Here is a 23,469-nt window from a genome sequence, read left to right on the forward strand (position 1 = left end):
TCCCCGTTCAACGGGGAGAAATGCCCGGCAGGGCAATGAGGGCAGCGCCGGGCTTCTGAGATTTTCATTGAGGCGGACGACTGCGTCGCCAGTGGGGTCGCTATCACCGCCAACATTGGTGCCGCCCCTCATCCGCCCTTCGGGCACCTTCTCCCCGTGGAACGGGGAGAAGGTCAAGACGCTACTTCGCAAACTCGGCCGGATCGAAGTCGTATTGCGTCGAGCAGAACTCGCAGGCGACGTGGATGCCGCCGTCCTCTGTCGAGTCTTTGATCTCCTCGGCCGAAAAGCCTTCCAGAATGCCGCGGATCTTCTCGCGCGAGCAGGAGCACTGATCGGCGACCGGCACACTGCTGAAAACGCGTACGCCGTGCTCATGGAACAGCCGGTAGAGCAGCCGCTCGGCGCCCACCGTCGGGTCGATCAGCTCCGTCGGCTCGATGGTGCCGAGCAGCGCCAGCAATTCCTGCCAGGAATTGTCGGCCGGATGGTCCGTAAGCTCGCGGTCATCGCCGTCGCCGCCCGAAATATCGGGAATGCGCATGCGCTCCGGCGCCTGCGGCAGGAATTGCGCCAGGATGCCGCCGGCGCGCCACTGCTCGCGCGTGCCGGCCGGGCCGGGCGTCACCAGCTTGGCGACCGACATCTTGATGTCGGTCGGGATCTGCTCCGACTGGCGGAAATAGGTGCGCGCGGCGTCTTCCAGCGAGGTGCCGTCGAGCTGGACGATGCCCTGGTAGCGCTGCATATGCGCGCCCTGGTCGATGGTCAAAGCCAGCACGCCATTGCCAAGCAGTGTCTGCTGTGAGACCTCGCCGGCCGCGGTCAGCGCCTGCAGCCGGTCAGCGTCGAAGCGCGCATAGGCGCGCAGCGCATGCGGCGTGGCGAAATCGGCCACCAGCATGTCGACCGGACCGTCGGTGCGGGTCTGCAGGATGAACTTGCCTTCGAACTTCAGCGACGTGCCGAGCAGCACGGTGAGCACGCAGGCTTCCGCCAGCAGGCGGGCGACCGGCTCAGGATAATTGTGGCGGCTCAAGATAGCGTCGAGCATCGGCCCAAGCTGCACCGTGCGGCCGCGCACATCGAGCGGCGCGACCTCGTAAGGCACGACGTGATCGTCGCCGGCGAAGCCGAATTCACCGAGTTGGGGTTTGTGCTCAGCCAAGGTATGGGTTTCCAACATGACAAAACTCCAGGGCGCAGCCATGCCGCCCGATGAGCCGCATGCGTCGAAGCGCGTTCAATTTACGTGATGGCCCGCACATAGGCATCACATATCCCCAGATCAAGTTTACCCCGATCGGACCGGAAGCTCTCAGGTCCGCCCTTATCAAGCGCCCAGACACCAGGCCAGCACCGCTTTTTGGGCGTGCAGCCGGTTCTCGGCCTCGTCGAAGACCACCGAATGCGGCCCGTCGATCACCTCGTCGGTGACTTCCTCGCCGCGATGCGCGGGCAGGCAGTGCATGAACAACGCATCGGGCTTGGCCCTTGCCATCAGCGCCGCATTCACTTGATAGGGCAGGAAGACGTTGTGGCCGCGCGCGCGGTGCTCCTGGCCCATCGACACCCAGCTGTCGGTGACGACGCAGTCGGCCTGGTCGACGGCTTCCTCGGCGGACTTGGCAAACCGGACCTTGCCGCCATTGGCTTTCGACCAGTCGACATATTTCTCGAAGGGCTCGCTGCCCTCCGGCACCGCGACATTGAGGTTGAAGCGGAACCGCGCCGAGGCTTCGAGGAGCGAATGCAGCACATTGTTGCCGTCGCCGGTCCAGGCGAAGGTCTTGCCGGCCACTGGACCGCGATGCTCCTCATAGGTCATGATGTCGGCCATGAGCTGGCAGGGATGCGTGTCGTCGGTCAGCCCGTTGATGACTGGAACGGTGGCGTTCTCGGTGAGCTCCAGCAGCCGGTCATGCGAGGTGGTGCGGATCATAATGGCGTCGACATAGCGCGACAGCACTTTTGCCGTGTCGGCAATGGTCTCCGAGCGGCCGAGCTGCATCTCGGTGCCGGTCAGCATGATGGTCTCGCCGCCGAGCTGGCGCATGCCGACATCGAAGGACACGCGTGTGCGCGTCGACGGCTTGTCGAAGATCATGGCCAGCACCTTGCCGTCGAGCGGTTTTGAACGCTCGCCTGCCTTGAGCCTGGTCTTTCGCGCCACCGCGTCGTCCAGCATGATGCGCAGGTCGCCCGCCGAAACGGCGGACAGATCGGTGAAGTGGCGAACGCTCATCGACAGGTTCCAGAAATTATTTCGCGGCTTCGGCCGCAATCGCGTCGGTCAGGCCCCTGGCGCCGACGCGAATGCGCTCTAGCGCCTCGCCGATCTCCTCGTCGGTGACGGTCAGCGGCGGCAGGAGGCGGATGACGTTGTCGCCCGCCGGCACGGCAAGCAGGTGCTGGTCGCGCAGCGCCATGTTCACCTTTGTGTTGGGCATGGCGCATTTCAGGCCGAGCATCAGGCCGGTTCCCCTGATGCCCTCGATGACCTCGGGAAATTCATCCGCGACGCTGGCCAGCCCCTGCTTCAGAAGCAGCGCCTTGCGCTGCACGTCCTCGAGGAAGCCGTCGGCCAGCACCACGTCGAGCACGGCGTTGCCGACCGCCATCGCCAGCGGATTGCCGCCGAAGGTGGTGCCGTGCACGCCGGCCGTCATGCCTGTCGCCGCCTCATCCGTGGCAAGGCAGGCGCCCATAGGGAAGCCGCCGCCGATGCCCTTCGCGATCGCCATCAGGTCGGGCGTGACGCCGGCCCATTCATGCGCGAACAGCTTGCCGGTGCGGCCGATGCCGCATTGGACCTCGTCGAAGATCAAAAGCAGGCCGTGCTGGTCGCAAAGCTGCCGCAGCCGCTTCAATGACTGCGTCGGCACCGGGCGGATGCCGCCCTCCCCCTGCACCGGCTCGATCAGGATTGCCGCGGTCTCCGGCGTGATCGCCTTTTCGGCCGCGTCGATGTCGTCGTAAGCCACCTGGTCGAAGCCCTCGACCTTCGGGCCGAAGCCTTCGAGATATTTGTACTGGCCGCCGGCGGCAATCGTCGCCAGCGTGCGGCCGTGAAAGGCGCCCTCGAAGGTGATGATGCGGAAACGTTCGGGATGGCCCTTGACGAAATGATAGCGCCTGGCCGTCTTGATGGCGCATTCCAGCGCCTCAGCGCCGGAATTGGTGAAGAACACCTTGTCGGCGAAGGTGGCGTCGACCAGCCGCTCGCCCAGCCGGCGCTGTTCCGGGATCTCGTAGAGATTGGAGACGTGCCAGAGCTTGGCGGCCTGTTCGGTGAGTGCAGCAACCAGATGCGGATGGCTGTGGCCCAGCGAATTCACCGCGATGCCGCCCGCGAAGTCGAGGTATCGCTCGCCCTTGTCGGTGACCAGCCAGGTCCCCTCCCCGCGGTCGAAAGCCAGGGGTGCGCGAGCAAAGGTCTCGTAAAGCGCCGAACCGCTCATTATATGCGTCTCCGGAACCGGAAATCAAAAAAGCCGCCAATGCGGCGGCCTTTGCGGCTTATCATGTTTTTCGGCCATGAAGTCAACGAAAACGTCATGCAGAAGCGCGTGGCAAAGCCCTGACGCCATGCCGGCTCATAAGTCGAGCGGCAAGTTGGGGAAAACCGAAAAAACCGAATCGTGTTGCCCTGGGGACTCTTGTCACCGAGTCAGCGCATAAGGTATTTGTAGTCGAGAAATAACTAGATTTCGTGCGGCGGACCTAATCACCCGGTATATGTGGTGTCGTTTGCCCGGCGAGAGCCGGGTCGGGAACGGATTCTGACTACCGCACGCCTCAGCAGGAGCGCGCCCCATGAATTGGACTGACGAGCGGGTAGAACTTCTCAGGAAACTGTGGTCGGAGGGCCTGAGTGCCAGCCAGATTGCCGCACAGCTTGGCGGAGTGAGCCGTAACGCCGTCATCGGGAAGGTGCATCGCCTGAAGCTGTCGGGACGCGGCCGCGCGACGGCCGCCCCGGCGCGCCAGAAGAAGGCGACGCAAGGCGCCTCGATGCAGAAATCGGTGACCCGCGCCGCAAGCGCCACACGTCATGTGACGACGACGATCGGCGCCACCGCGCTGCAGGTGCAGTTCGACGCCGAGCCGGTCGCGCGCCACTATATCCGCCCGGTCGAGAACGTCGTGGTGCCGATCTCGCGCAACCTGCAGCTCGTCGAATTGAACGAACGGACCTGCAAATGGCCGAACGGCGATCCGCTCTCGGAAGACTTCAGCTTCTGCGGCAACGACGCCGCCGAAACTGGGCCCTACTGCAAGTATCATTCACGGGTTGCGTTCCAGCCAGCGGCGGAGCGGCGCAGGGCAAGGTAAGATTAGGGGAGCAGGGGAGTAGGGGAAAAAGCGCTTCACGCGCGACATTTCGCCAGTCAATCGCTCCGTATTACCTACTCCCTTACTGCCCTACTCCCTTACTCCCCTACTTCACAACCACCCATTCTTCTTGAACCGCCAGTACAGGAACGCGCAGATCAGCGCGATGACCACCAGGACGGTCGGATAGCCATATTCCATCTTCAGTTCCGGCATGTCGGCGAAGTTCATGCCGTAGATGCCGGCGAAGGCTGTCGGCACCGCCAGGATGGCGGCCCACGAGGCGAGCTTCTTGGAAATGGCGGTTTCCTGGCTCTGTCCCACGAGCAGGCTCGCTTCGAAAGCGAAGGCCAGAACCTCGCGCAGGCTATCGATCTTTTCCTGAACGGTGCGGATATGGTCGGTCACGTCGCGAAACAGCGGATGCATGGCGGCATGGATCTGCGGCAGATCGGCGCTGGTCAGCCGACGGCAGACCTCGACCAGCGGCAGCGCCGCATTGCGCAGGCGCAGCAGATCGCGGCGCAGCATGTACAGACGCTCGATGTCGGAACCGGTCATCGGCTTCAAAAGCACCTTGTCCTCGATCGCCTCGACCTCGTCCTCGATCTGCTCCAGCACCGGCATGTAGTTGTCGACGATGAAATCGAGGATGGCGTAGAGGACGAAATCCTCGCCCTTGGCCAGCGAATGCGGGCAGCTTTCCCAATGCTGGCGCACGGCGGCGTAGGAGGTCGACGGCCCGTGCCGGACGCTGACGATGTAGCCGGTGCCGACGAACAGATGCGTCTCGCCGAAGGTGACGCGGCCGTCGATCAATTGCGCGGTGCGGGCAACGATGAAGAGAGCGTCGCCATATTGCTCGATTTTCGGGCGCGCATGCGGATGCTCGGCGTCCTCAATCGCAAGGTCATGCAGATGGAACTGTGACTGCACCCTGAGCAGAAGGTTGCGATCGGGCTCGAGCAGGCCGATCCAGACGACATGGCCGGGTTTTGCCGCCCATTCGCCGGCCTGTTCGATGGCGATGTCGGCGATGCGCTTGCCGCCCGAATAGACGCTGGATGCTATGATGCCCGAAATTGGGGCCGGGGTCAGGTTCCGAACTTGTTCCATCGCAAACCTCCCGAGACTGCGACTGACAAATCGCTGTCCCTGGAGGAGCTTAACCTAAATTAGGAAGCCGTTCGAGAGGCGCCCGTTCACTTAGCCGGCACCGTGCCGGGAAGCACGATCTTGTCGGTCTTGTCGCCCTTCGGCCGGTCGGCGGGCATCTGTTCGCCCGTGACGATATAATAGATCGTCTCGGCGATGTTGGTGGCATGGTCGCCGATGCGCTCGATATTCTTGGCGCAGAACAGAAGATGCGTGCAGGGCGTGATGTTGCGCGGATCTTCCATCATATAGGTCAAAAGCTCGCGGAACAGCGAGGTATACATGGCGTCGATCTGGTCGTCCCGGTCGCGCACCAAGCCGATCCTTTCGACCGAGCGCGAGGCATAGACGTCAAGCACTTCCTTGAGCTGCGTCAGCGCCAGGTTGGCAAGCGCCTCGATACCGCGGAAAAGGCTGTTCGGCTGGCGGCCGTCGACGGAGGCAACGCGCTTGGCGACGTTCTTGCCCAAATCGCCGACACGCTCGATATCGGCCGAGATGCGGATGGCGCCAACGATCTCGCGAAGGTCCGTCGCCATCGGCTGGCGCCTGGCGATGATGATGATGGCCTTGTCGTCGATCTCGCGCTGCCCCTCGTCGAGGACGAGATCGTCCTGGATGACCTTCTGAGCGAGGCCGTGATCGACGTTCACCAGAGCCGCCACCGCCTGTTCGACCATGCGTTCTGCATGCCCGCCCATCGCGGCGATGCGCTTCGATAGATATTTCAGTTCTTCGTCATAGGCACTGACAATATGGACGGACTGCATGGATATGCCTTCCCGGTTTGTGCCGGCTGGTGCTTTCCCTCATCCCGTCGCTGATACGTGAACCGCATGACAGAATGAAGAAAATCCCGGTGAGCAACCGATACACGATCATCGAGCCGGCAAATGAACCGTGAACGCCGCGCCCTTGCCGACTTCCGACTTGATGGACAGTCTTGCGTTATGACGAGTCAATATATGCTTGACGATCGAAAGGCCAAGCCCGGTGCCTTTCTGGGTGCGGCTGCTTTCGACATCGACACGGTAGAAGCGCTCGGTGATGCGCGGGATGTGTTCTTCGGCGATGCCCGGACCATAATCCCTTATCGTGACGTCGAAGCCCGGCTGTTGGCCATCCTCGCTGCCGGCGATCGATACGGTGACGCGCCCGCCCGACTGGCCGTATTTGCAGGCGTTCTCCAGGAGATTTTCGAAAACCTGGAACAGTTCGTCGCGATCGCCGGGAACGACAAGCGGTCCATTGGCGAACTCCCGCTCGATTATGACGCCATTCTCACCGGCCAGCGGCCCGAGCGAATCGATGACGCTGTCGATCGTCTGGCGAAGGTCGACCTCGGTGCCCGGCCCCAGATAGGGCTTCATCTCCCACCGCGACAGCGAGAGCAGATCGTCGATCAGGCGGGCCATGCGGCCGGTCTGGTTCTGCATGATCTGCAGGAACTGGTCGCGCGCCGCCGCATCGTTGCGGGCCGGCCCGCGCAGCGTCTCGATGAAGCCGGCGATCGAGGCGAGCGGTGTGCGCAGCTCGTGGCTGGCATTGGCAATGAAATCGGCCCGCATGCGGTCGATGCGGCGCGTCTCGCTCTGATCCTTGAATACCAGCACATAAAGGCCGGTGGCATGGCCGACCGTGGACGCGCTGACCCGATAGGTCCGTTCCACCGGCAGCTTTTCGGTGTAGTCGACCGCATCGGCGGCGACCTGTCCCGACAGGATGCCATCCAGCAGCGCCTGCATTTCCGGCGCGCGGAACTTCAATGACAACGACATGCCCGGCGCCAGCCCGCCGAAGGCGGCAAAGGCGGCGGCGTTGGCGTGAACGATGGTGGCGGAATGGTCGAAGATGATCAGCGGATCGGCGACCGCGGCCGCCAGATACTCGCCCGATAGCCTCTGCAGCCCGCTTGCCTCGATCGCTGCTCCTGCATCGGCCGGCTGGCGCCCGGCATCCGTGGGCAGCATCGCTGCGGCCGCTAGCGCAGCCAGGGCCAGCACCAGCACATAGACGGAGACGCCGGCGAAAAAATAAACGGCAAGGACCGCGAGAACACTCGCGCCAAGCAGCCAGCGGTTGCGCGACAGCCGCGCCGCCCAGGCTTGCCCCTTGTTGTCTCGTCCCGCGCCCGTCTCTGTCATAGGCCCGCGCCACCCCGCATCCCGTTCGACCGGTCAGCCGGCCCGCTGGACCGGCCTGACGCATGGGACCTGGAAATCAGGATCGATTTTCGCGAAGGTTCATGCGCAAAATCAAAATGCTGCAGCGTCTTTGCGCCCGAATGCGCGCTGCGCTCCACAGGCTCCATAGCATGAGTCCGCAAACTGGAAAGGTTCGTCCGGATGAAAAAGGCCAAGGAAACGGCTGACGCGGTGCCAGCCACGGCATCGATCAAGATCAAGATCGACGGCAAGGAGCGCGCGTTCGACATCGACAATCCGGTGCTGCCTGACTGGATCGAGGACAACAAGCTCACGGCCGGCGGCTATCCTTACGACAAGAAGATGAAGAGCGAGGACTACGAAAAGGAGCTCGAAGGGCTGCAGATCGAACTGGTCAAGGCGCAGGCCTGGCTGCAGGCGACCGGCAAGCGGGTGATGGCGCTGTTCGAGGGCAGAGACGCCGCCGGCAAGGGCGGCACGATCTTCGTGCTGCGGCAATATATGAACCCGCGCACCGCACGCAACGTCGCGCTGCCCAAGCCGACGCCGACGGAGGCCGGGCAATGGTATTACCAGCGCTATGTCGACCATTTCCCTGCCTCGGGCGAGTTCGTCACTTTCGACCGCTCCTGGTACAACCGCGCCGGCGTCGAGCCGGTCATGGGGTTCTGCACGCCGGAGCAGCACGAGAGATTCCTCGACGAGACGCCGCATTTCGAGCGGATGATCTGCAACGAAGGCATCCATTTCTTCAAATTCTGGCTGAATATCGGCCGCGAGACGCAGCTCGAACGGTTCCACGACCGCCGCTGGTCGCCGCTGAAGAACTGGAAGTTCTCGCCGATCGACATCGCCGGCGTCAGCAAATGGGACGACTACACCAAGGCGCGCGACCAGATGATCGAGCGCACGCACAAGGAGTTCTCGCCCTGGATCGTCGTGCGGGCCAACGACAAGCGCCGCGCCCGGCTCGCGGTGATGCAGCGTATCCTGCTTTCCCTGCCCTATGACGGAAGGGACCTCGACGCCGTCGGCAAGCCCGACAAGAAGATCATCGGCGAGGGGCCAGGGTTCCTTAAAGACTAGCGTTGCCACACCGGGATTGGCCAGCTTCCGTTTTTAAGCAGTTCCTGAGCGATTACAGCGCCGCGCGCCTTCCGCGCGGCGCTGATGTTATGCCGGCCGCTCAGGCGGCCAGGCGAGCGATCCGCTGAAGGCGCTTCAGCGTGGTGTCGTCCTGGAGCGCCTGCTGGAACAGCGTGATCTCGTGTTCGATGCGGTCGCATAAGACGTCCGTATCGCCCTTGAGCAGGCTACGCGTCTGCAGCAATGCCGCCACAGGTTTCTTGGCCAGCTGTTTCGCCCTCGCCAGCGTTGCCTCCTCGGCGCTGCCTTGCGTCACGATCTCGCCGACCAGGCCGAGCGCTTTGGCGTCTTCGGCGCCGAGCGTGTCGCCCAGGCAGAAGAAGCGGAAGGCGCCGGCATAGCCGAGCTTCTGGGGCGCCAGAATGCTGGTCGCCGCGTCCGGCACCAGGCCGAAATCGACGAACGGCACCCTGAAGGTGCTGCCCGTGGAAGCGATCACCATGTCGCAATGGAACAGGATTGTGCAGCCGACGCCGACGGCATCGCCGTCGACGCAGGCAAGCACCGGCTTGGGAAAGGTCGCCAACATGCGGAACATGTCGGTGACGGCGGCGATCAGCTCTCGGTGCTTGGTGGCGTCCAGGAACTCCGAGAAGTCGCCGCCAAGGCAGAAGCATCCGGCAAGGCCGCGCAGCATGACGACGCGGACCTCCTCATTGACCGCCGCCTCGTGCAAGGTTCTGGCGAGGCTCGCATAGGCATGCCTGTCGAGCACCGGCCGACCATCATGCGAGGACACGGTGACGACCAGCGTATGGCCGCGCAGTTCCGGTTCGGGATGGAAACTCATGACCGCCTCCATCACGAAGCCTGCTTGAGGCCGAGCAGACCGGGATAGCCCCGGTTCAGCACCGGCAGGTGGTGGTTGCGGCGGGCCCGCACGACATCGAGCGTATGCTCGGTGAAGGTGAGCAGCGTCGCCACGACCTGCTGGTTGCCATAGGTGCGCTGGTAACCGAGCGGCGTCGCCAGGAAGTGCAGTTGCAGAGCGCGCAGCACCCACATCGGCTCGAACTCGATGATGACCTGGTTGACGTTGCGCTTCAGGCCCCATTCGACGAAGCCGGCGATGAGTTCGGTGCCGACCGTCGAGACGCCGCGTTTGCCGTCGCGAAAACCCGGAGCCACCGCGTAGCGGGTGAGTTCCCAGACATTCGGCCCCGAGGGGGAGGGCCCCTCGCAGAGATCCGACAGGACGTCCGTCAGAAGATGCGGCCGGGTGGTCGGCAGCATGCGCTGGTAGCCAGCCAGTTCGCCGTTGCGGATGACGAGGTGGTGTTCGGCCTCGTCATGATCGAACTGGTCGATTTCGAGCTGGTCGGGACGATCAAGATCGGCCCATCCCATCTCCTCGACGAAGATCTTGTAGCGCAGGCGATGGACCGCCTCCCAAAGATCGGGACGTTCCATCAATTCCTGAGTGGTAAGGGCAAAAAGCATTAGCCGTCTCCTGGGCTTGAGAGGAAGATACGGCCGTGATGTCCCTTAAAATATTGCGCGAAGGCGCAGGCAAGAATTTCTAGGTCGGCACGGCCGACCTAGCTAATATAGCCGCGCCGAATCGCCTCCGCGACTGCCTGCACGCGGTTGGCTGCGCCGAGTTTGCTCTTGGCGTTAAGAAGATGTTTCTCGGAAGTGTGTTCCGAGATGCCTAAAATTTGAGATATCTCCCATTCGGACTTGCCGACGGCCGCCCATTGCAGGCATTCCCGCTCACGCGCCGTCAATTCTATGTGATCGATGACGCTGTCGGCCTTGGTGTGTAGTTGCATCGCGCGGCCGATCGCATATGTCGACGCGAGCGAGACCATTCCGAATTCCGCATCCGACAGCTCGACGGATTCGCCGCCCAGCGAGACCATGACGATCTGTCCGTCGAGCGTGACCAGCGGAAACGCCAGGCCGTCGCGCAGCTTGAACTCGCGGGCGTCGCCCATGACTTCGTCGCTGCTCTTGTCGATCAGGGCATTCTTGGAGGCGTCCCGCCATTGGAACGGCGCCTGAAGCTGCTTCATGTGACTGACGACCGGATCGTGATCGACATAGTTGCGCGCCACATAGCGCTCCAGCCATTCGCCGGGCCAATCGCAAAGCATCACATGCTGTTTCTGCCGGCCGCGCGGCGTGCCCGGCTGCGGCACGGTTCCCGCCATCAGAGCGGTCAGGCCGAAGTTCGAGGTGACGCCGAGCAGCCGCTCGCAAACCGCGGCTGCGGTGCCGGCATGCTGCAACTGGTCTATGTATTCCAGAGTTCTGTCGAACAGGCCCATCGCAACATCTACCCCATGTTGCTTCTGCTTTTTCGTTACCGACGGTAGATGCCCGAACACCCCTTCGCCATCAACCCCCGCGTCGCAATCTCCTCAACAAAGCCGGCAGCTGCGCTCCCGGCACGCAAGGTCACTTGCAAACACGCTAAAGCATACGCCTAATTCGGCCGCTTGAAATCAAAAACCGTTGTGCCTGCCCCGTTTTCATACGAAAAGCCAAGGAACGGGGACAGGTGCGGAGCCATATCGTGATCTTGCGGTGGATATTTCTGGCCCTGATGTCGGCGCTGGGTGGGGTGCTGCCCTTTTCCGGCGCGACTCAGGCGGCGGAGCCGCAGGTGCCGGTATTGTGGGACGCCAAAGAGCGGCTGCCGAAGCCCGACCTCTCCGCGCTGCCGCGGCTTAGATTCCTCACCACCACCGATTTTCCGCCCTTCAACTTCCTCGACGGCTCGGGCCGGCTGTCGGGGTTCCACATCGATCTGGCGCGGGCGATCTGCGCGGAGCTGGGCATCGTCGAGAAATGCCAGGTCCAGGCGTTGCCGTGGAACGAATTGGAGGACGCTCTCCAGAAAGGCGAAGGCGAGGCGATCATCGCCGGCATCGCCGCGACGCCGGAGAGCCGGGAGAAATACGCCTTCTCGCGCTCCTACATGCAATTCCCGGCCCGCTTCATCATGCCCAAGGCGAAGGCCTTCGCCGAGCCGATCCTCGACAAGCTGCGCAGCAAGCGGGTCGGCGTCATCGGCGGCTCGGCGCATGAGAAAATGCTGCGCGACTACTTCAACACCGTGCAGGTGGTGACCTTCGACACACCGGAAGACCTCTATGCCGACCTCAAGGCCGGCAAGATCGACGCCGCCTTCGGCGACGGCATGCGCTTTGCCTTCTGGCTGGGCGGCTCCGACGCCGCCGGCTGCTGCCGCTTCGCCGGCGGTCCGTATCTGGCGCCGGAATATCTGGGCTCGGGCATGGCGATCGCCACCCGCAAGAAGGACGCCGCGCTTGCCGCCGCCTTCGACTACGCGCTGCAGGAAATCTCGATCAAAGGCACCTTCGCCGAGTTTTATCTGCGTTATTTCCCGGTGAGCTTTTTTTAGGCCTGTCAGCTTCTTCAGGTGAGCGTGCGCAGACGCGCCTTCGCGGCACGCGCGATTGCCGCGACCGTCAGCGTGTCGAGGTCAAGCTTGAGGCGGATGAGCTGCAGGACGCGCACCTCCTCCATGCGCATCTCGAGATCGACTGCGGCAACCTCGAAAGCAGCCGCATAAGCGGTGTCGCGCAGCCGATCCGGCAGCGCTTCGGCGACGCGCGCCAGCACGCCTTCCAGCCCGTCCTTCTCATGCAGCGCCTTCTGGCAGGCTTGCGCCACCTGAACTAGCCTGTCCTGGTTGAAATCGACGAACACCGGCCAGGAGCGGACGACGTCGCCGATCCGCGCCAGCTCGACATCGCTCATGTCGCGATCGGAAGCCGATGTGATGACCATCAGGTGGATCAGGGCTTCGTGCGGCGTCAATGAAGGCATTCAAAACTCCTGGAAGCGTGCATGTCGTTTCCCCCAAACCGCGAGGCGCTTTGGGGCGACATGCACAGGATAATAGCGCTCCAACGTAGGAACGCCATTATGGCGCCGCAAGGAAAACCGCCGCAAATCGTTGACGCTCCGGCCTCGCACGCCTAGAGACCGGTCGACAATTTTATCCGCCGCGCTGACGGCCATGACTGGAACTTCGACATGACGGGATCAAACATCATCGATCTCAATCTCGAGATGCTCGCCGCGGCGGCCGAGAGCAAGGCCTGGCCGTTCGAGGAAGCCAAGAAGATCATCGCCCGCTACAAGAACAAGGATTTTCCCGAAACCGTCCTGTTCGAGACCGGCTACGGCCCGTCCGGCCTGCCGCATATCGGCACCTTCGGCGAGGTGGCGCGTACGACCATGGTGCGGCATGCCTTCCGGGTGCTGACGCAGGACAAGGTCAAGACCAAGCTTCTGTGCTTCTCCGACGACATGGACGGCATGCGCAAGATCCCTGACAACGTCCCGGATCGCGCCGCGCTCGAGCCCTTCCTGCATATGCCGCTCACGGCGGTCCCCAACCCGTTCGGCGACGATTATGCGAGCTTCGCCGATCACAACAACGCGATGCTCTGCCGGTTCCTCGATACGTTCGGCTTCGACTACGAGTTCGCCAGCGCGACGCAGTACTACAAGGCCGGCCGTTTCGACGAAGTGCTGCTGCGCGCCGCCGAACGCTATGACGAGATCATGGGCGTGATGCTGCCGACGCTCGGGCCGGAGCGCCAGGCGACCTACAGCCCGTTCCTGCCGATCTCGCCGAAGAGCGGCCGCGTGCTCTACGTGCCGATGATAAATGTCGACGCCAAGGCCGGCACCATCACCTTCGACGACGAAGGCACCGAGACGACCCTGCCTGTCACCGGTGGCCATGTGAAGCTGCAGTGGAAGCCGGATTTCGGCATGCGCTGGGCGGCGCTCGGCGTCGATTTCGAGATGTTCGGCAAGGATCACCAGACCAATGCGGTAATCTATGACCGCATCTGCAACATCCTCGGCGGGCGCGCGCCGGAGCATTTCGTCTACGAGCTGTTCCTCGACGAGGAAGGCCAGAAGATCTCGAAGTCGAAGGGCAATGGCCTGACCATCGACGAATGGCTGACCTACGCGCCGACGGAGAGCCTCGGCCTCTACATGTACCAGCGGCCGCGGCAGGCGAAGAAGCTCTATTTCGACGTCATCCCGAAGGCGGTGGACGAGTACTACGCTTTCCTTGGCGCCTATCCGCGCCAGGACTGGAAGGAGCGGCTCGGCAATCCGGTCTGGCATATGCATGACGGCAACCCGCCGGCCATCGACCTGCCGGTGCCCTTCGCGCTGCTGCTCAACCTGGTCAGCGCCTCCAACGCGCACGACAAGGCGGTGCTGTGGGGCTTCATCTCGCGGCATGCGCCGGGCGTGACGCCGAAGACCCATCCGGAGCTCGACCGGCTGACCGGCTATGCGATCCGCTATTTCGACGACTTCGTGAAGCCGACCAAGGTCTACCGCGCCGCCGACGAGGTGGAGCGCGACGCGCTGGCCAAGCTTTCCGACGCGCTCGGTGCGCTGCCGCAAGGCGCCGACGGCGAGGCGATCCAGAATGCCGCGCTCAACGTGGCGCGCAAGATCGAGCGCTACCAGGACCATTCCAAGCAGAGCCCGGAAGGCGGACCCGGCGTGTCGGTCGCCTTCTTCCAGATGATCTACCAGGTGCTGATCGGCCAGGAGCGCGGACCGCGCTTCGGTTCCTTCGCAGCGCTTTACGGCATCGCCGAGACGCGCGCGCTCATTGAGCGGGCGCTGGCTGGTCAACTGGCGGCGTAACGGCGCCGCCATCGGCCGGCAGGATCGAATCCGGTACCACCGGCGCCGGCCCTGACGCGGCTGGCAGCGCCGGTAGGCCGTCAAGCTTCGGCGCCGGGCCGAAAATACCCTTCCTGGCCGTGCGGGCCTTGTTCTCGGCCTCTACATAGGGGCCGCCTTGCGCGGCGCGCGCCCAGCCGTTCTCGACCAGCCACTGGCCGATGTCCTGATTGCCGATATGGCATTCGGCTGAAATGGTGTCGCGACCGCCGTCCGGCGGCACAGTGCAGGCGACCGCACGGCCACGCAGGAATGCGCGGAAGGCGGTCCTGGCGCGCGCGCCGCAGGCCCAGCTCTTGCCCTCGTCGCTGCAGGTTTCGTCAGCTTTGACGACATCCACGCCGGATACGGCGACGGCATAGCCCTTCGACTCGATCAGCCCGGCGGCGGTGGCGACCGGCTGGAACAATTTGGTGCCGTTCCAGTCGTCCGGCATCTTCATTTTGGGCGGCTTGGGCGGCCCGGCCAGCGCCAGATCGCTGAGCGGCGCGCGCGGCTCCACCCGTTCGAGTTCCTGGTCCGACAGTTCCGGCGGAGCCACGACGTCGGGATCGATGGCCCTCGAATGAGCGGCGGGCTTCGGTGGCTGCGGAGCGGCCGGAGCGGGAATGGCCGCAGTCGCCGGCTCTTGCACCGCATCGGAACCGGAAAGGGTGTCGCCGCCGGTTGGAAGCGCATCGGCAATGGGATCGATCTGATCGACCGTGACGGCGCTTTCGTGGCCCTTGACCGTGTGTCCGCCGGCAACAACGAGAGCCGCCATCGCGGGAACTGCCAGAACCGCCAGGGCTGTCTGAAGAAGCCGCATAAGCCCTACTGGCTCGCCCAGACGATGCGCGCCATCCATTCGATATCACGTGTCGGGATGTCACGGTCCGGATGGGCGGGGTTGAGCGAAACCAGCACGATCGATTTCATCGTTTGCCGGTCGAGCACCTTGGCCATCACCTCGCCGGCGGTGGTCTTGACCACGACACGATCGCCCTTGCGCGTCGGCGCACCCGGTTCGACGATCAGCACATCGCCATTGCGGTAGAGCGGCAGCATGGAATCGCCCTGCACCTGCAGCGCGTAGGACGTCTCGGTCGCCCGCGCCGGAAGCTCGACCAGATCCCAGCCCTGCCCCGCCGGATAGCCGGCATCGTCGAAGAAGCCGCCCGCGCCTGCCTGGGCGAAGCCAAGCAACGGCACGGCGCGGCGCTGGTGGGCGGCGGAGACGCCGCCGCGTCCTTCGACCAGGCCGGTGAATTCCTCCAGCGAAGCGCCGGTGGCCTCGATGATCTTGGCCAGCGACTCGGTCGAGGGCCAGCGCGGCCGGCCGTCGGACGACAGGCGCTTCGACTTGTTGAAGGCCGTCGAATCGAGACCCGCGCGCCGGGCAAGACCGGAAGCCGACAGCGAATAGCGCTCGGCGAGAGCATCGATTGCGGCCCAGACGCGGTCGTGTGAGAGCACGCGCGCTCTCCTTCAAAACAGGAAAAAATGCCTCAAGCCTGTCTAGCGCGCGACCACGCCATTGTCCACCAGCAGCGATTAACCGGGATGGAAAGTTGACACGCCGGCACAGATGGGCCTGGTTCGGCACACCAATCGAGCCGGCTTTCCTCGCCGACCCTGTAAGGGCCACGGCTCGACGCCGTGGCCATGGTGCGGGCCGTGTGCCCCCAGACATACATGCCGGCCTCGTTCGTCAGGCCGCCTCTCTGACCTCGCCCTTCTGGTGGGGGTCGAAGCGCTGGTAGAAGGTCTCGCCCTTTTCGGCCATGTCGAGCAGAAGCTTCGGCGCCTTGAACTCGGCGCCATATTTCTTCTGCAGGCCCTTGGCGATCTTGACGAAGCGCTTGGCGCCGATGCCGTCGATGTAGGACAGCGCGCCGCCGGTGAAAGGCGCGAAGCCGAAGGCGAGGATCGAGCCGACATCCGCCTCGCGCGGGTCGGTGACGATGCCCTCTTCCATCACCCGCGCCGCTTCCAGCGCGATGGTGACCAGCAGGCGCTGCTTCAGCTCCTCATAGTCGACCTTCTCGGGTTTCAGCTGCGGATAGAGATCCTTCAGGCCCGGCCACAGCTTCTTCTTCGCGGGCTTCGCCGGATAGTCGTAGAAACCCTTGCCGTTCTTGCGGCCGAAGCGGCCATGCGTGTCGACCATGGTGTTGATCAGCGCCATCTGCTTCGGATCGACGGCTTTGTCGCCGAGATCCCTGATGGTCTGCTTCATGATCTTCTGGGCAAGGTCGACGGCCGTCTCGTCGGTCAGCGCCAGCGGGCCAACCGGCATGCCGGCGGCCTTGGCGGCATTCTCGATCATCGGCGCCGGAACGCCTTCGATCAGCATCTTGTAGGCTTCCGACATGTAGCGCAGCACGCAGCGGTTGACGTAGAAGCCGCGCGTGTCGTTGACGACGATCGGCGTCTTCTTGATGGCGCGCACGAAGTCGAAGGCGACGGCCAAGGCCTTGTCGCCGGTCTTCTTGCCGAGGATGATCTCGACCAGCATCATCTTGTCGACCGGCGAGAAGAAGTGGATGCCGATGAAGTTCTTCGGCCGCGCCGAATTCTTCGCCAGGGCAGTGATCGGGATCGTGGACGTGTTCGAAGCGAAGATCGCCGAGGACTTCAGCACCGCTTCCGCCTTCTCGGTGGCGTCCTTCTTAACGCTTGAATCCTCGAAGACCGCCTCGACGACCAGATCGCAGCCGGCAAGATCGGCATAGTCCGCGGTCGGCGTGATCAGCGACAGGAGCTTGTCCTTGTCCTCAGGCTTGGCGCGGCCCTTCTTGACCTGATCGGCCATCAGGCTGTCGGAATGCGCCTTGCCCTTCTCGGCCGACGGCAGATCGCGGTCGAGCAGCACCACCGGAATTCCGGCTCGCGCGGTGACATAAGCGATGCCGGCGCCCATGAAGCCGGCGCCGAGGATGCCGATCTTCTTGAATTTGGTCTCCGGCACGCCGGCGGGGCGGCGCGCGCCCTTGTTCAGTTCCTGCAGCGAGACGAACAGCGAGCGGATCATCGCCGCCGCTTCCTTCGACTGCATGATCTCGGTGAAATAGCGCTGCTCGATCCTGAGCGCCGCGTCGAACGGCACGAGCAGGCCTTCATAGACGCATTTCAGGATCGCGGCCGCGGCCGGATAGTTGCCGTAGGTCTCGCGGCGCAGGATGGCGATGGCCGGCGGCCAGAGATTGGCGCCGGCCGCCGAATAGATCGGACCGCCCGGCAGTTTGAAACCCTTCTCGTCCCAGGGCGCCACCGGCTTCAGGCCGTTCCTGATCATCGCTTTGGCGGTCTCGACGAGCTTCGAAGGCTCGGCGATCTCGTGGATCAGGCCCATCTGCTTCGCCTTCTGCGGCGACAGGTTCTGGCCGGTGGTAAGCATCTGCAATGCCTGCTGCTGGTCGGTCAGCCGCGGCACGCGCTGGGTGCCGCCGGCGCCGGGGAAGATACCGATCTTCACCTCGGGAAGCGCCATCTTCACCTTGTCGGTATCGGCGGCGACGCGGCCGTGGCAGGCGAGCGACATCTCGAAGGCGCCGCCCATGCAGGTGCCGTTGATCGCCGACACCCAAGGCTTGCCGGAAGTTTCGATCTTGCGGAACAGGCCGGTCATATAGCCGGCATTCTCGAACAGCGCCTTGGTCGCCCTCTCGAGATCCTTTTCCTTGTCGGCGGCGAAGGTGGCGAGCATCTTCTGCAGCATGCTGATGTCGGCGCCGCCGGAAAACGTGTCCTTGCCCGAGGTGATGACGACGCCCTTGATGGCGGCATCGGCGGTCACCTTCTCGACGATGGCGTTCAACTCGCGCATCACCTCCTCGGTGAAGACGTTCATCGAGCGGTCCGGCATGTCCCAGGTGACCAGCGCAATGCCGTCGGCGTCGACGTCGAGGGTGAAATTGGTGTAGCTCATCGTCTCTTTCCCTCAGACGCGTTCGATGATGGTTGCGGTGCCCATGCCGGCGCCGATGCAGAGCGTGACCAGCGCGGTGTTCAAGTCGCGGCGCTCCAGCTCGTCCAGCACCGTGCCCAGGATCATCGCGCCGGTGGCGCCGAGCGGATGGCCCATAGCGATCGCGCCGCCATTGACGTTGATCTGATCATGCGGGATGTCGAAAGCCTGCATGTAGCGCAGCACCACCGAAGCGAAGGCCTCGTTGAGCTCGAACAGGTCGATGTCCGACTGCTTCATCTTGGCGCGCTTCAGAAGCTTCTCGGTGACGTCGACCGGACCGGTCAGCATCAGCACCGGTTCCGAGCCGATATTGGCGAAGGCGCGGATGCGGGCGCGCGGCTTCAGCCCCATGGCCTTGCCGGCCTTCTTGGAGCCGAGCAGCACGGCGGCGGCGCCGTCGACGATGCCGGACGAATTGCCCGCATGGTGGACGTGGTTCACTTCCTCGACTTCCGGATGCTTCTGCACCGCGACCGCGTCGAAGCCGCCCATTTCACCGGTCATGACGAAGGATGGATTGAGCGAGGCCAGCGACTGCATGTCGGTCGTGGGCCGCATGTGCTCGTCATGATCGAGGATGGTGAGACCATTCTGGTCCTTGATCGGGATCACCGAATTCTTGAAACGGCCCTCGCCCCAGGCCTTGGCGGCACGCTTCTGGCTTTCGACCGCATAGGCGTCGACGTCGTCGCGGGAAAACCCGTATTTGGTGGCGATCAGGTCGGCCGAGATGCCCTGCGGCACGAACCAGCCGGGCAGGCCGACGGAGGGGTCCATGAACCAGGCGCCGCCCGACATGCCCATGCCGACGCGCGACATGGATTCCACGCCGCCGGCAATGACGATATCATCCGCCCCTTGCGCGATCTTGGCGGCGCCGAAATTGATGGCGTCGAGCCCCGAGGCGCAGAAGCGCGAGATCTGCATGCCGGGCGCCTTGGTGTCGTAGCCGGCCTCGAAGGCGGCGGCGCGCGGAATGACGGAGCCTGCCTCTCCGACCGGATCGACGCAACCGAAGATGATGTCGTCGACATTGCCGGTGTCGAGCCCGTTGCGGTCGCGCAGCGCTTCGAGCGTCCTTGCGGCGAGCCGCACCGCCGGCACCTCATGCAGCGAGCCATCCTTCTTGCCCCTGCCGCGCGGCGTGCGCAAGGCGTCATAGACGTAAGCCTCAGTCATTTTCGTGCTCCTTGGCTTTGCCGGCCGCCGCGCTCAGAGAGAGCGCCCGATCAGCAATTTCATGATTTCGTTGGTGCCGCCGTAGATGCGCTGGACGCGGGCGTCGCGGTACATGCGGGCGATCGGGTATTCATTCATGTAGCCATAGCCCCCATGCAGTTGAAGGCATTCGTCGACGACTTTGCCTTGCAGGTCGCTGAGCCAGTATTTGGCCATCGAGGCGGTGACCGGATCGAGGCCGCCATCGATATGGCGCGCGACGCAATCATTGTAGAAGACGCGGCCGATCGTGGCCTCCGTCTTCAACTCGGCCAGCTTGAACTGGGTGTTCTGGAAATCGATGACCGCCTTGCCGAAGGCTTTGCGTTCCTTGACGTAGTCGATGGTGAGCGCCAGCGCCCGCTCGATCATGGCGATCGCCCCGGTGCCGATCTGCAGACGCTCCTGCGGCAATTGCTGCATCAGCTGGACGAAGCCCTTGCCTTCCTCGTGGCCGAGCAGGTTGGAGGTCGGCACGCGCACGTCGTTGAAGAACAGCTCCGACGTGTCGTTCGACTTCAGCCCGATCTTGTCGAGGTTGCGGCCGCGCTCGAAGCCCTCGACCTCGTCGGTCTCGACGACGATCAGCGAGGTGCCCTTGGCGCCCTTGTCGGGATCGGTCTTGGTGACGACGATGATCAGGTTGGCGAGCTGGCCGTTGGTGATGAAGGTCTTCGAGCCGCTGATCTTGTAATGGTTGCCGTCCTTCTCGGCGCGGGTCTTGACGCCCTGCAGATCGGAACCGGCGCCCGGCTCGGTCATGGCGATCGCGCCGATCAGCTCGCCGGTTGCGAGCTTGGGCAACCATTTCTGTTTCTGCTCTTCCGAACCGTAATGGAGGATGTAGGGTGCTACGATCGAATTGTGCAGGCCGATGCCGAAGCCGTCGACGCCGACATGGCCGATCGCCTCGATGATGGCGCTCTCATGCGCGAAGGTGCCGCCCGAGCCGCCATATTCCTCCGGCATGGAAGCACAGAGCAGTCCGGCAGCCCCCGCCTTCAGCCAGCTCTCGCGGTCGAACATCTCGTTCTTCTCGAACTCGTCGTAACGCGGCGCGATCTCTTCGGCCATGAAGCGGGACGCCATGTCGTAGAGCATGCCGACCTCGTCCGCCGCCCAGGCGGGCTTCGGAAGACCAAGAATTTCGGCTGGATTTGTCGCCACGATTTCCTCCGCGTTCCGACATTTGTGCGCCGGCGAAGCCGGCCGCCAAACCTAGAACGCTTCCGCCGGCAGCGCCATTAGCGTGTCCGCACCACTCGAAATGCGGGCGAGACGCGTCGCCGTTTCCGGCATGATGCGCTCCATGAAGAAGCGGGCCGTCGTGAGCTTGGCGTCGTAGAACGCGCCAGCGCCATTGGCGCCTTCCGCCAGCTTCGCCTGCGCGCACCTCGCCATCTGCGCCCACATATAGCCCAGCGCCACCAGGCCGAAGAGATGCATGTAGTCGGTCGAAGCAGCACCCGCATTGTCGGGTTTGGCCATGGCGTTCTGCACCAGCCACATGGTGGCCGCCTGCAGGTCGTTGAGGCCTTTCTTCAGCGCCTTGGTGAAGGGCGCCATCTTCTCGTTGACGCGGTTTTCCTCGCAGAACTCGCCGACCTCCTTGAAGAAGGCCTGCACGGCGCGGCCGCCATTCTGCGCCAGCTTGCGGCCGACGAGGTCGAGCGCCTGGATGCCGTTGGCGCCCTCATAGATCATGGCGATGCGGGCATCGCGAACGAACTGGCTCATGCCGTGCTCTTCGATATAGCCGTGGCCGCCGAACACCTGCTGGGCCATGACGGCGTGATCGAAACCCTTGTCGGTGAGCACGCCCTTGACCACCGGCGTCATCAGCCCGGTGTAGTCGTCGGCCGCCTGGCGATCCTTGTCGTCACCGGAGCGATGCGCGACATCGGACTTGATCGCCGTCCACAGCGCCAGCGCGCGGCCAGCCTCGTTGAACGCCTTCATGGTCATCAGCGAGCGGCGGATGTCGGGATGGACGATGATCGGGTCGGCCTTCTTGTCCGGCGCCTTGGCGCCCGACAACGAACGGCCCTGCAGCCGGTCCTTGGCGTAGGAAACGGCGTTCTGATAGGCGATCTCGGAGACCGAAAGCCCCTGCAGGCCGACGCCGAGACGGGCCTCGTTCATCATCGTGAACATGGCCTTCAGGCCGCCGTTCAACTCGCCGAGCAGCGTGCCCTCGGCCTCGTCATAGTTCATGACGCAGGTCGAGTTGCCGTGGATGCCCATCTTCTCCTCGATCGAGCCGCAGGAGAGCGTGTTGCGTTCACCGGGATTGCCCGAGCCATCGAGCTTGAACTTCGGCACGATGAACAGCGAGATGCCCTTCACGCCTTCCGGCGCGCCCTCGGCGCGGGCAAGCACCAGGTGGACGATATTGTCCGACATGTCGTGCTCGCCGGCGGAGATGAAGATCTTCTGGCCGGAAATCCTGTAGGTGCCGTCGCCGTTAGGGACCGCCTTGGTGCGCAGCAGGCCGAGGTCGGTGCCGCAATGCGGCTCGGTCAGGTTCATGGTGCCGGTCCAGGTGCCCTCGATCAGCCTGGGCAGCCATGTCGCCTTCTGCTCGTTCGTGCCGTGGGTGACGATCGCCGCGATCGCGCCTTGCGTCAGGCCGGGATACATCATCAGCGCCATGTTGGCGGAAACCATATATTCGGAAACAGCCTGGTGCACCGTGTAGGGCAGGCCCTGGCCGCCGAACTCGACGGGTGCCGCAAGCCCCATCCAGCCGCCTTCGCGATACTGGTCGTAAGCGTCCTTGAAACCCTTCGGCGTGGTCACCGAGCCGTCGTCATGGCGCACGCAGCCTTCCATGTCGCCGACGCGATTCAGCGGATGCATGACGGTTTCGGCGAGCTTCGCGCCTTCGGCGAGGATCGCCTCGACCACGTCGGGCGTCGCATCCGAGAAGCCCGGAAGATTGGAATAGCGCTGATAGCCCAGCACCTCGTTGAGCACGAACAGCGTGTCCTGGATCGGCGCCCTGTAGATCGTCATGCCTTCCTCCGCCCTTACGGTCCCGGCCAGCCAGCAAGTCGCCTGTCCCATGTCCTGGACAGAAGGCCGGGCCAATGTCGATGCCCGATAGCAAATATTGACGTTTGCGTAAACGTCAACTTCGTCGCAACCAAAAATTTTTGTGAGCGGGCAGGCATTGTGGCGACAAAAAAGCCGCGCGGCTATAGCCACGCGGCTTCTACGTCCGGGGTATTTACTGAGAGCGGGCGATCAGCCGGCGGCGCTCGCCTGCGGCGCAGCGGTTCGCTCGCTGAGCATCTGTCGCACGATGGACATCGAATTGCTCAACTCGCCGATGGCGTCATCAATCAGCGCGCGCTGCTTCTGCAGGCGAGCGAGTTGCTTCTCGGACTTGTCGAGCGCCAGCCGCAACTGCTTGGTGTTGGTGCCGGTCGGATCGTAGAGATCCATCATCTGCTTGACGTCGCGCAGCGAGAACCCAACCTTGCGCCCGAGCAGGATCAGCTTCAGCCGGGCCTTGTCGCGGCGCGTGTAGAGACGGGTCGAGCCGTCGCGATGCGGATTGAGAAGGCCCTTGTCTTCGTAGAAACGCAGCGTGCGCAGCGTCACGCCGTATTTCTTGGCCATCTCGCCGATGCGCACGAATTCCTCGCCGGCCTCGGCCGGAACGTCATTGGTATTGGCCGCGGCTTCGCCGGGCGAAACAAGTTTCATGGTCACTGGCTTTCCCCTGATGGCGTCGCGGTCGCGGACCAAGCGTCGCCTGAATGGAAGCGGGGGCATGCTTCCAATCGTGGTTGCAAC

General features: G+C 63.7%; 21 protein-coding genes. 4 read left to right on the forward strand and 17 right to left on the reverse strand.

Annotated elements, in window-relative coordinates:
• Window positions 1–181: 181 nt before the first annotated feature.
• From LB565_RS03450 to LB565_RS03460, 3 genes are all read right to left on the reverse strand, one after another.
• On the reverse strand, window positions 182–1,210 hold the full coding sequence (locus LB565_RS03450; RefSeq protein ID WP_224581763.1) for an Hsp33 family molecular chaperone: 1,029 nt from the start codon (window positions 1,208–1,210) through the stop codon (window positions 182–184).
• A 123-nt stretch (window positions 1,211–1,333) separates the two neighbouring features.
• The gene (gene argF / locus LB565_RS03455; RefSeq protein ID WP_224581764.1) at window positions 1,334–2,245 is read right to left on the reverse strand and encodes an ornithine carbamoyltransferase; all 912 of its coding nucleotides are present in this window, start codon (window positions 2,243–2,245) and stop codon (window positions 1,334–1,336) included.
• A gap of 16 nt (window positions 2,246–2,261) precedes the next feature.
• Complete coding sequence (locus LB565_RS03460) at window positions 2,262–3,461, reverse strand: aspartate aminotransferase family protein (RefSeq protein WP_224581765.1); 1,200 nt, start codon at window positions 3,459–3,461, stop codon at window positions 2,262–2,264.
• Window positions 3,462–3,816: 355 nt separating this feature from the next.
• Here LB565_RS03460 and LB565_RS03465 point away from each other — a divergent pair, with 355 nt between their 5' ends.
• Window positions 3,817–4,335 (forward strand): GcrA family cell cycle regulator, encoded by a 519-nt coding sequence (locus LB565_RS03465; RefSeq protein WP_224581766.1) that lies wholly within the window; start codon window positions 3,817–3,819, stop codon window positions 4,333–4,335.
• Window positions 4,336–4,446: 111 nt separating this feature from the next.
• On the opposite strand, the gene LB565_RS03470 is transcribed toward LB565_RS03465, so the two are convergent.
• The 3 genes from LB565_RS03470 to LB565_RS03480 all read right to left on the reverse strand — a co-directional run bounded on the left by LB565_RS03470 (window position 4,447) and on the right by LB565_RS03480 (window position 7,634).
• Window positions 4,447–5,451 carry a magnesium and cobalt transport protein CorA gene (locus LB565_RS03470; RefSeq protein ID WP_224581767.1) on the reverse strand — a complete coding sequence of 335 codons (1,005 nt, stop codon included), beginning with the start codon at window positions 5,449–5,451 and terminating at the stop codon, window positions 4,447–4,449.
• Window positions 5,452–5,537: 86 nt separating this feature from the next.
• On the reverse strand, window positions 5,538–6,260 hold the full coding sequence (gene phoU, locus LB565_RS03475; RefSeq protein WP_224581768.1) for a phosphate signaling complex protein PhoU: 723 nt from the start codon (window positions 6,258–6,260) through the stop codon (window positions 5,538–5,540).
• Window positions 6,261–6,368: 108 nt separating this feature from the next.
• Entirely contained in the window at window positions 6,369–7,634 is a 1,266-nt protein-coding gene (locus LB565_RS03480; protein ID WP_224581769.1) for an ATP-binding protein, read from the reverse strand.
• A 201-nt stretch (window positions 7,635–7,835) separates the two neighbouring features.
• Here LB565_RS03480 and ppk2 point away from each other — a divergent pair, with 201 nt between their 5' ends.
• Entirely contained in the window at window positions 7,836–8,741 is a 906-nt protein-coding gene (gene ppk2 / locus LB565_RS03485; protein WP_224581770.1) for a polyphosphate kinase 2, read from the forward strand.
• A gap of 100 nt (window positions 8,742–8,841) precedes the next feature.
• On the opposite strand, the gene LB565_RS03490 is transcribed toward ppk2, so the two are convergent.
• The 3 genes from LB565_RS03490 to LB565_RS03500 all read right to left on the reverse strand — a co-directional run bounded on the left by LB565_RS03490 (window position 8,842) and on the right by LB565_RS03500 (window position 11,071).
• Complete coding sequence (locus tag LB565_RS03490; RefSeq protein ID WP_224581771.1) at window positions 8,842–9,591, reverse strand: enoyl-CoA hydratase-related protein; 750 nt, start codon at window positions 9,589–9,591, stop codon at window positions 8,842–8,844.
• An 11-nt stretch (window positions 9,592–9,602) separates the two neighbouring features.
• Complete coding sequence (locus LB565_RS03495) at window positions 9,603–10,241, reverse strand: acyl-homoserine-lactone synthase (RefSeq protein ID WP_224581772.1); 639 nt, start codon at window positions 10,239–10,241, stop codon at window positions 9,603–9,605.
• A 98-nt stretch (window positions 10,242–10,339) separates the two neighbouring features.
• Window positions 10,340–11,071 (reverse strand): LuxR family transcriptional regulator, encoded by a 732-nt coding sequence (locus LB565_RS03500; RefSeq protein WP_224581773.1) that lies wholly within the window; start codon window positions 11,069–11,071, stop codon window positions 10,340–10,342.
• Between the two features lie 278 nt (window positions 11,072–11,349).
• Between LB565_RS03500 and LB565_RS03505 the strand changes: the two genes are divergently transcribed.
• Complete coding sequence (locus LB565_RS03505) at window positions 11,350–12,171, forward strand: transporter substrate-binding domain-containing protein (RefSeq protein ID WP_224581938.1); 822 nt, start codon at window positions 11,350–11,352, stop codon at window positions 12,169–12,171.
• A 14-nt stretch (window positions 12,172–12,185) separates the two neighbouring features.
• Here the strand turns inward: LB565_RS03505 and LB565_RS03510 are convergent, their stop codons facing one another.
• Window positions 12,186–12,599: a tellurite resistance TerB family protein gene (locus tag LB565_RS03510; RefSeq protein WP_224581774.1), complete on the reverse strand. Its 414-nt coding sequence runs from the start codon at window positions 12,597–12,599 to the stop codon at window positions 12,186–12,188.
• A 210-nt stretch (window positions 12,600–12,809) separates the two neighbouring features.
• Between LB565_RS03510 and LB565_RS03515 the strand changes: the two genes are divergently transcribed.
• Window positions 12,810–14,459: a lysine--tRNA ligase gene (locus LB565_RS03515; protein WP_224581775.1), complete on the forward strand. Its 1,650-nt coding sequence runs from the start codon at window positions 12,810–12,812 to the stop codon at window positions 14,457–14,459.
• Here LB565_RS03515 and LB565_RS03520 read toward each other — a convergent pair.
• The 7 genes from LB565_RS03520 to LB565_RS03550 form a co-directional block, all read right to left on the reverse strand.
• Window positions 14,422–15,306 (reverse strand): thermonuclease family protein, encoded by an 885-nt coding sequence (locus LB565_RS03520; protein ID WP_411970601.1) that lies wholly within the window; start codon window positions 15,304–15,306, stop codon window positions 14,422–14,424. The genes LB565_RS03515 and LB565_RS03520 overlap by 38 nt on opposite strands.
• Window positions 15,307–15,311: 5 nt before the next feature.
• Complete coding sequence (locus LB565_RS03525; protein WP_224581777.1) at window positions 15,312–15,953, reverse strand: helix-turn-helix transcriptional regulator; 642 nt, start codon at window positions 15,951–15,953, stop codon at window positions 15,312–15,314.
• Window positions 15,954–16,188: 235 nt separating this feature from the next.
• On the reverse strand, window positions 16,189–18,408 hold the full coding sequence (locus LB565_RS03530; protein ID WP_224581778.1) for a 3-hydroxyacyl-CoA dehydrogenase NAD-binding domain-containing protein: 2,220 nt from the start codon (window positions 18,406–18,408) through the stop codon (window positions 16,189–16,191).
• A gap of 12 nt (window positions 18,409–18,420) precedes the next feature.
• Window positions 18,421–19,629, reverse strand: coding sequence for an acetyl-CoA C-acetyltransferase (locus LB565_RS03535; RefSeq protein ID WP_224581779.1), 1,209 nt, complete (start codon window positions 19,627–19,629; stop codon window positions 18,421–18,423).
• A gap of 33 nt (window positions 19,630–19,662) precedes the next feature.
• Entirely contained in the window at window positions 19,663–20,835 is a 1,173-nt protein-coding gene (locus LB565_RS03540) for an acyl-CoA dehydrogenase family protein (protein WP_224581780.1), read from the reverse strand.
• Window positions 20,836–20,886: 51 nt separating this feature from the next.
• Window positions 20,887–22,683: an acyl-CoA dehydrogenase gene (locus LB565_RS03545; RefSeq protein ID WP_224581781.1), complete on the reverse strand. Its 1,797-nt coding sequence runs from the start codon at window positions 22,681–22,683 to the stop codon at window positions 20,887–20,889.
• Between the two features lie 231 nt (window positions 22,684–22,914).
• A complete protein-coding gene (locus LB565_RS03550) occupies window positions 22,915–23,379 on the reverse strand; it encodes a MerR family transcriptional regulator (RefSeq protein WP_224581939.1) in 465 nt (154 codons plus the stop codon).
• Window positions 23,380–23,469: the final 90 nt, after the last annotated feature.

The sequence above is a fragment of the Mesorhizobium sp. CA14 genome (assembly GCF_020165195.1).
Taxonomy (GTDB): Bacteria; Pseudomonadota; Alphaproteobacteria; order Rhizobiales; family Rhizobiaceae; genus Mesorhizobium.

Excerpts from the sequence above, each read along its gene's own strand:
- LB565_RS03450 (WP_224581763.1), bottom strand. The coding sequence starts at position 1,210 with ATGGCTGCGCCCTGGAGTTTTGTCATGTTGGAAACCCATACCTTGGCT.
- argF (WP_224581764.1), bottom strand. The coding sequence starts at position 2,245 with ATGAGCGTTCGCCACTTCACCGATCTGTCCGCCGTTTCGGCGGGCGAC.
- LB565_RS03460 (WP_224581765.1), bottom strand. The coding sequence starts at position 3,461 with ATGAGCGGTTCGGCGCTTTACGAGACCTTTGCTCGCGCACCCCTGGCT.
- LB565_RS03465 (WP_224581766.1), top strand. The coding sequence starts at position 3,817 with ATGAATTGGACTGACGAGCGGGTAGAACTTCTCAGGAAACTGTGGTCG.
- LB565_RS03470 (WP_224581767.1), bottom strand. The coding sequence starts at position 5,451 with ATGGAACAAGTTCGGAACCTGACCCCGGCCCCAATTTCGGGCATCATA.
- phoU (WP_224581768.1), bottom strand. The coding sequence starts at position 6,260 with ATGCAGTCCGTCCATATTGTCAGTGCCTATGACGAAGAACTGAAATAT.
- LB565_RS03480 (WP_224581769.1), bottom strand. The coding sequence starts at position 7,634 with ATGACAGAGACGGGCGCGGGACGAGACAACAAGGGGCAAGCCTGGGCG.
- ppk2 (WP_224581770.1), top strand. The coding sequence starts at position 7,836 with ATGAAAAAGGCCAAGGAAACGGCTGACGCGGTGCCAGCCACGGCATCG.
- LB565_RS03490 (WP_224581771.1), bottom strand. The coding sequence starts at position 9,591 with ATGAGTTTCCATCCCGAACCGGAACTGCGCGGCCATACGCTGGTCGTC.
- LB565_RS03495 (WP_224581772.1), bottom strand. The coding sequence starts at position 10,241 with ATGCTTTTTGCCCTTACCACTCAGGAATTGATGGAACGTCCCGATCTT.
- LB565_RS03500 (WP_224581773.1), bottom strand. The coding sequence starts at position 11,071 with ATGGGCCTGTTCGACAGAACTCTGGAATACATAGACCAGTTGCAGCAT.
- LB565_RS03505 (WP_224581938.1), top strand. The coding sequence starts at position 11,350 with ATGTCGGCGCTGGGTGGGGTGCTGCCCTTTTCCGGCGCGACTCAGGCG.
- LB565_RS03510 (WP_224581774.1), bottom strand. The coding sequence starts at position 12,599 with ATGCCTTCATTGACGCCGCACGAAGCCCTGATCCACCTGATGGTCATC.
- LB565_RS03515 (WP_224581775.1), top strand. The coding sequence starts at position 12,810 with ATGACGGGATCAAACATCATCGATCTCAATCTCGAGATGCTCGCCGCG.
- LB565_RS03520 (WP_411970601.1), bottom strand. The coding sequence starts at position 15,306 with ATGCGGCTTCTTCAGACAGCCCTGGCGGTTCTGGCAGTTCCCGCGATG.
- LB565_RS03530 (WP_224581778.1), bottom strand. The coding sequence starts at position 18,408 with ATGAGCTACACCAATTTCACCCTCGACGTCGACGCCGACGGCATTGCG.
- LB565_RS03535 (WP_224581779.1), bottom strand. The coding sequence starts at position 19,629 with ATGACTGAGGCTTACGTCTATGACGCCTTGCGCACGCCGCGCGGCAGG.
- LB565_RS03545 (WP_224581781.1), bottom strand. The coding sequence starts at position 22,683 with ATGACGATCTACAGGGCGCCGATCCAGGACACGCTGTTCGTGCTCAAC.
- LB565_RS03550 (WP_224581939.1), bottom strand. The coding sequence starts at position 23,379 with ATGAAACTTGTTTCGCCCGGCGAAGCCGCGGCCAATACCAATGACGTT.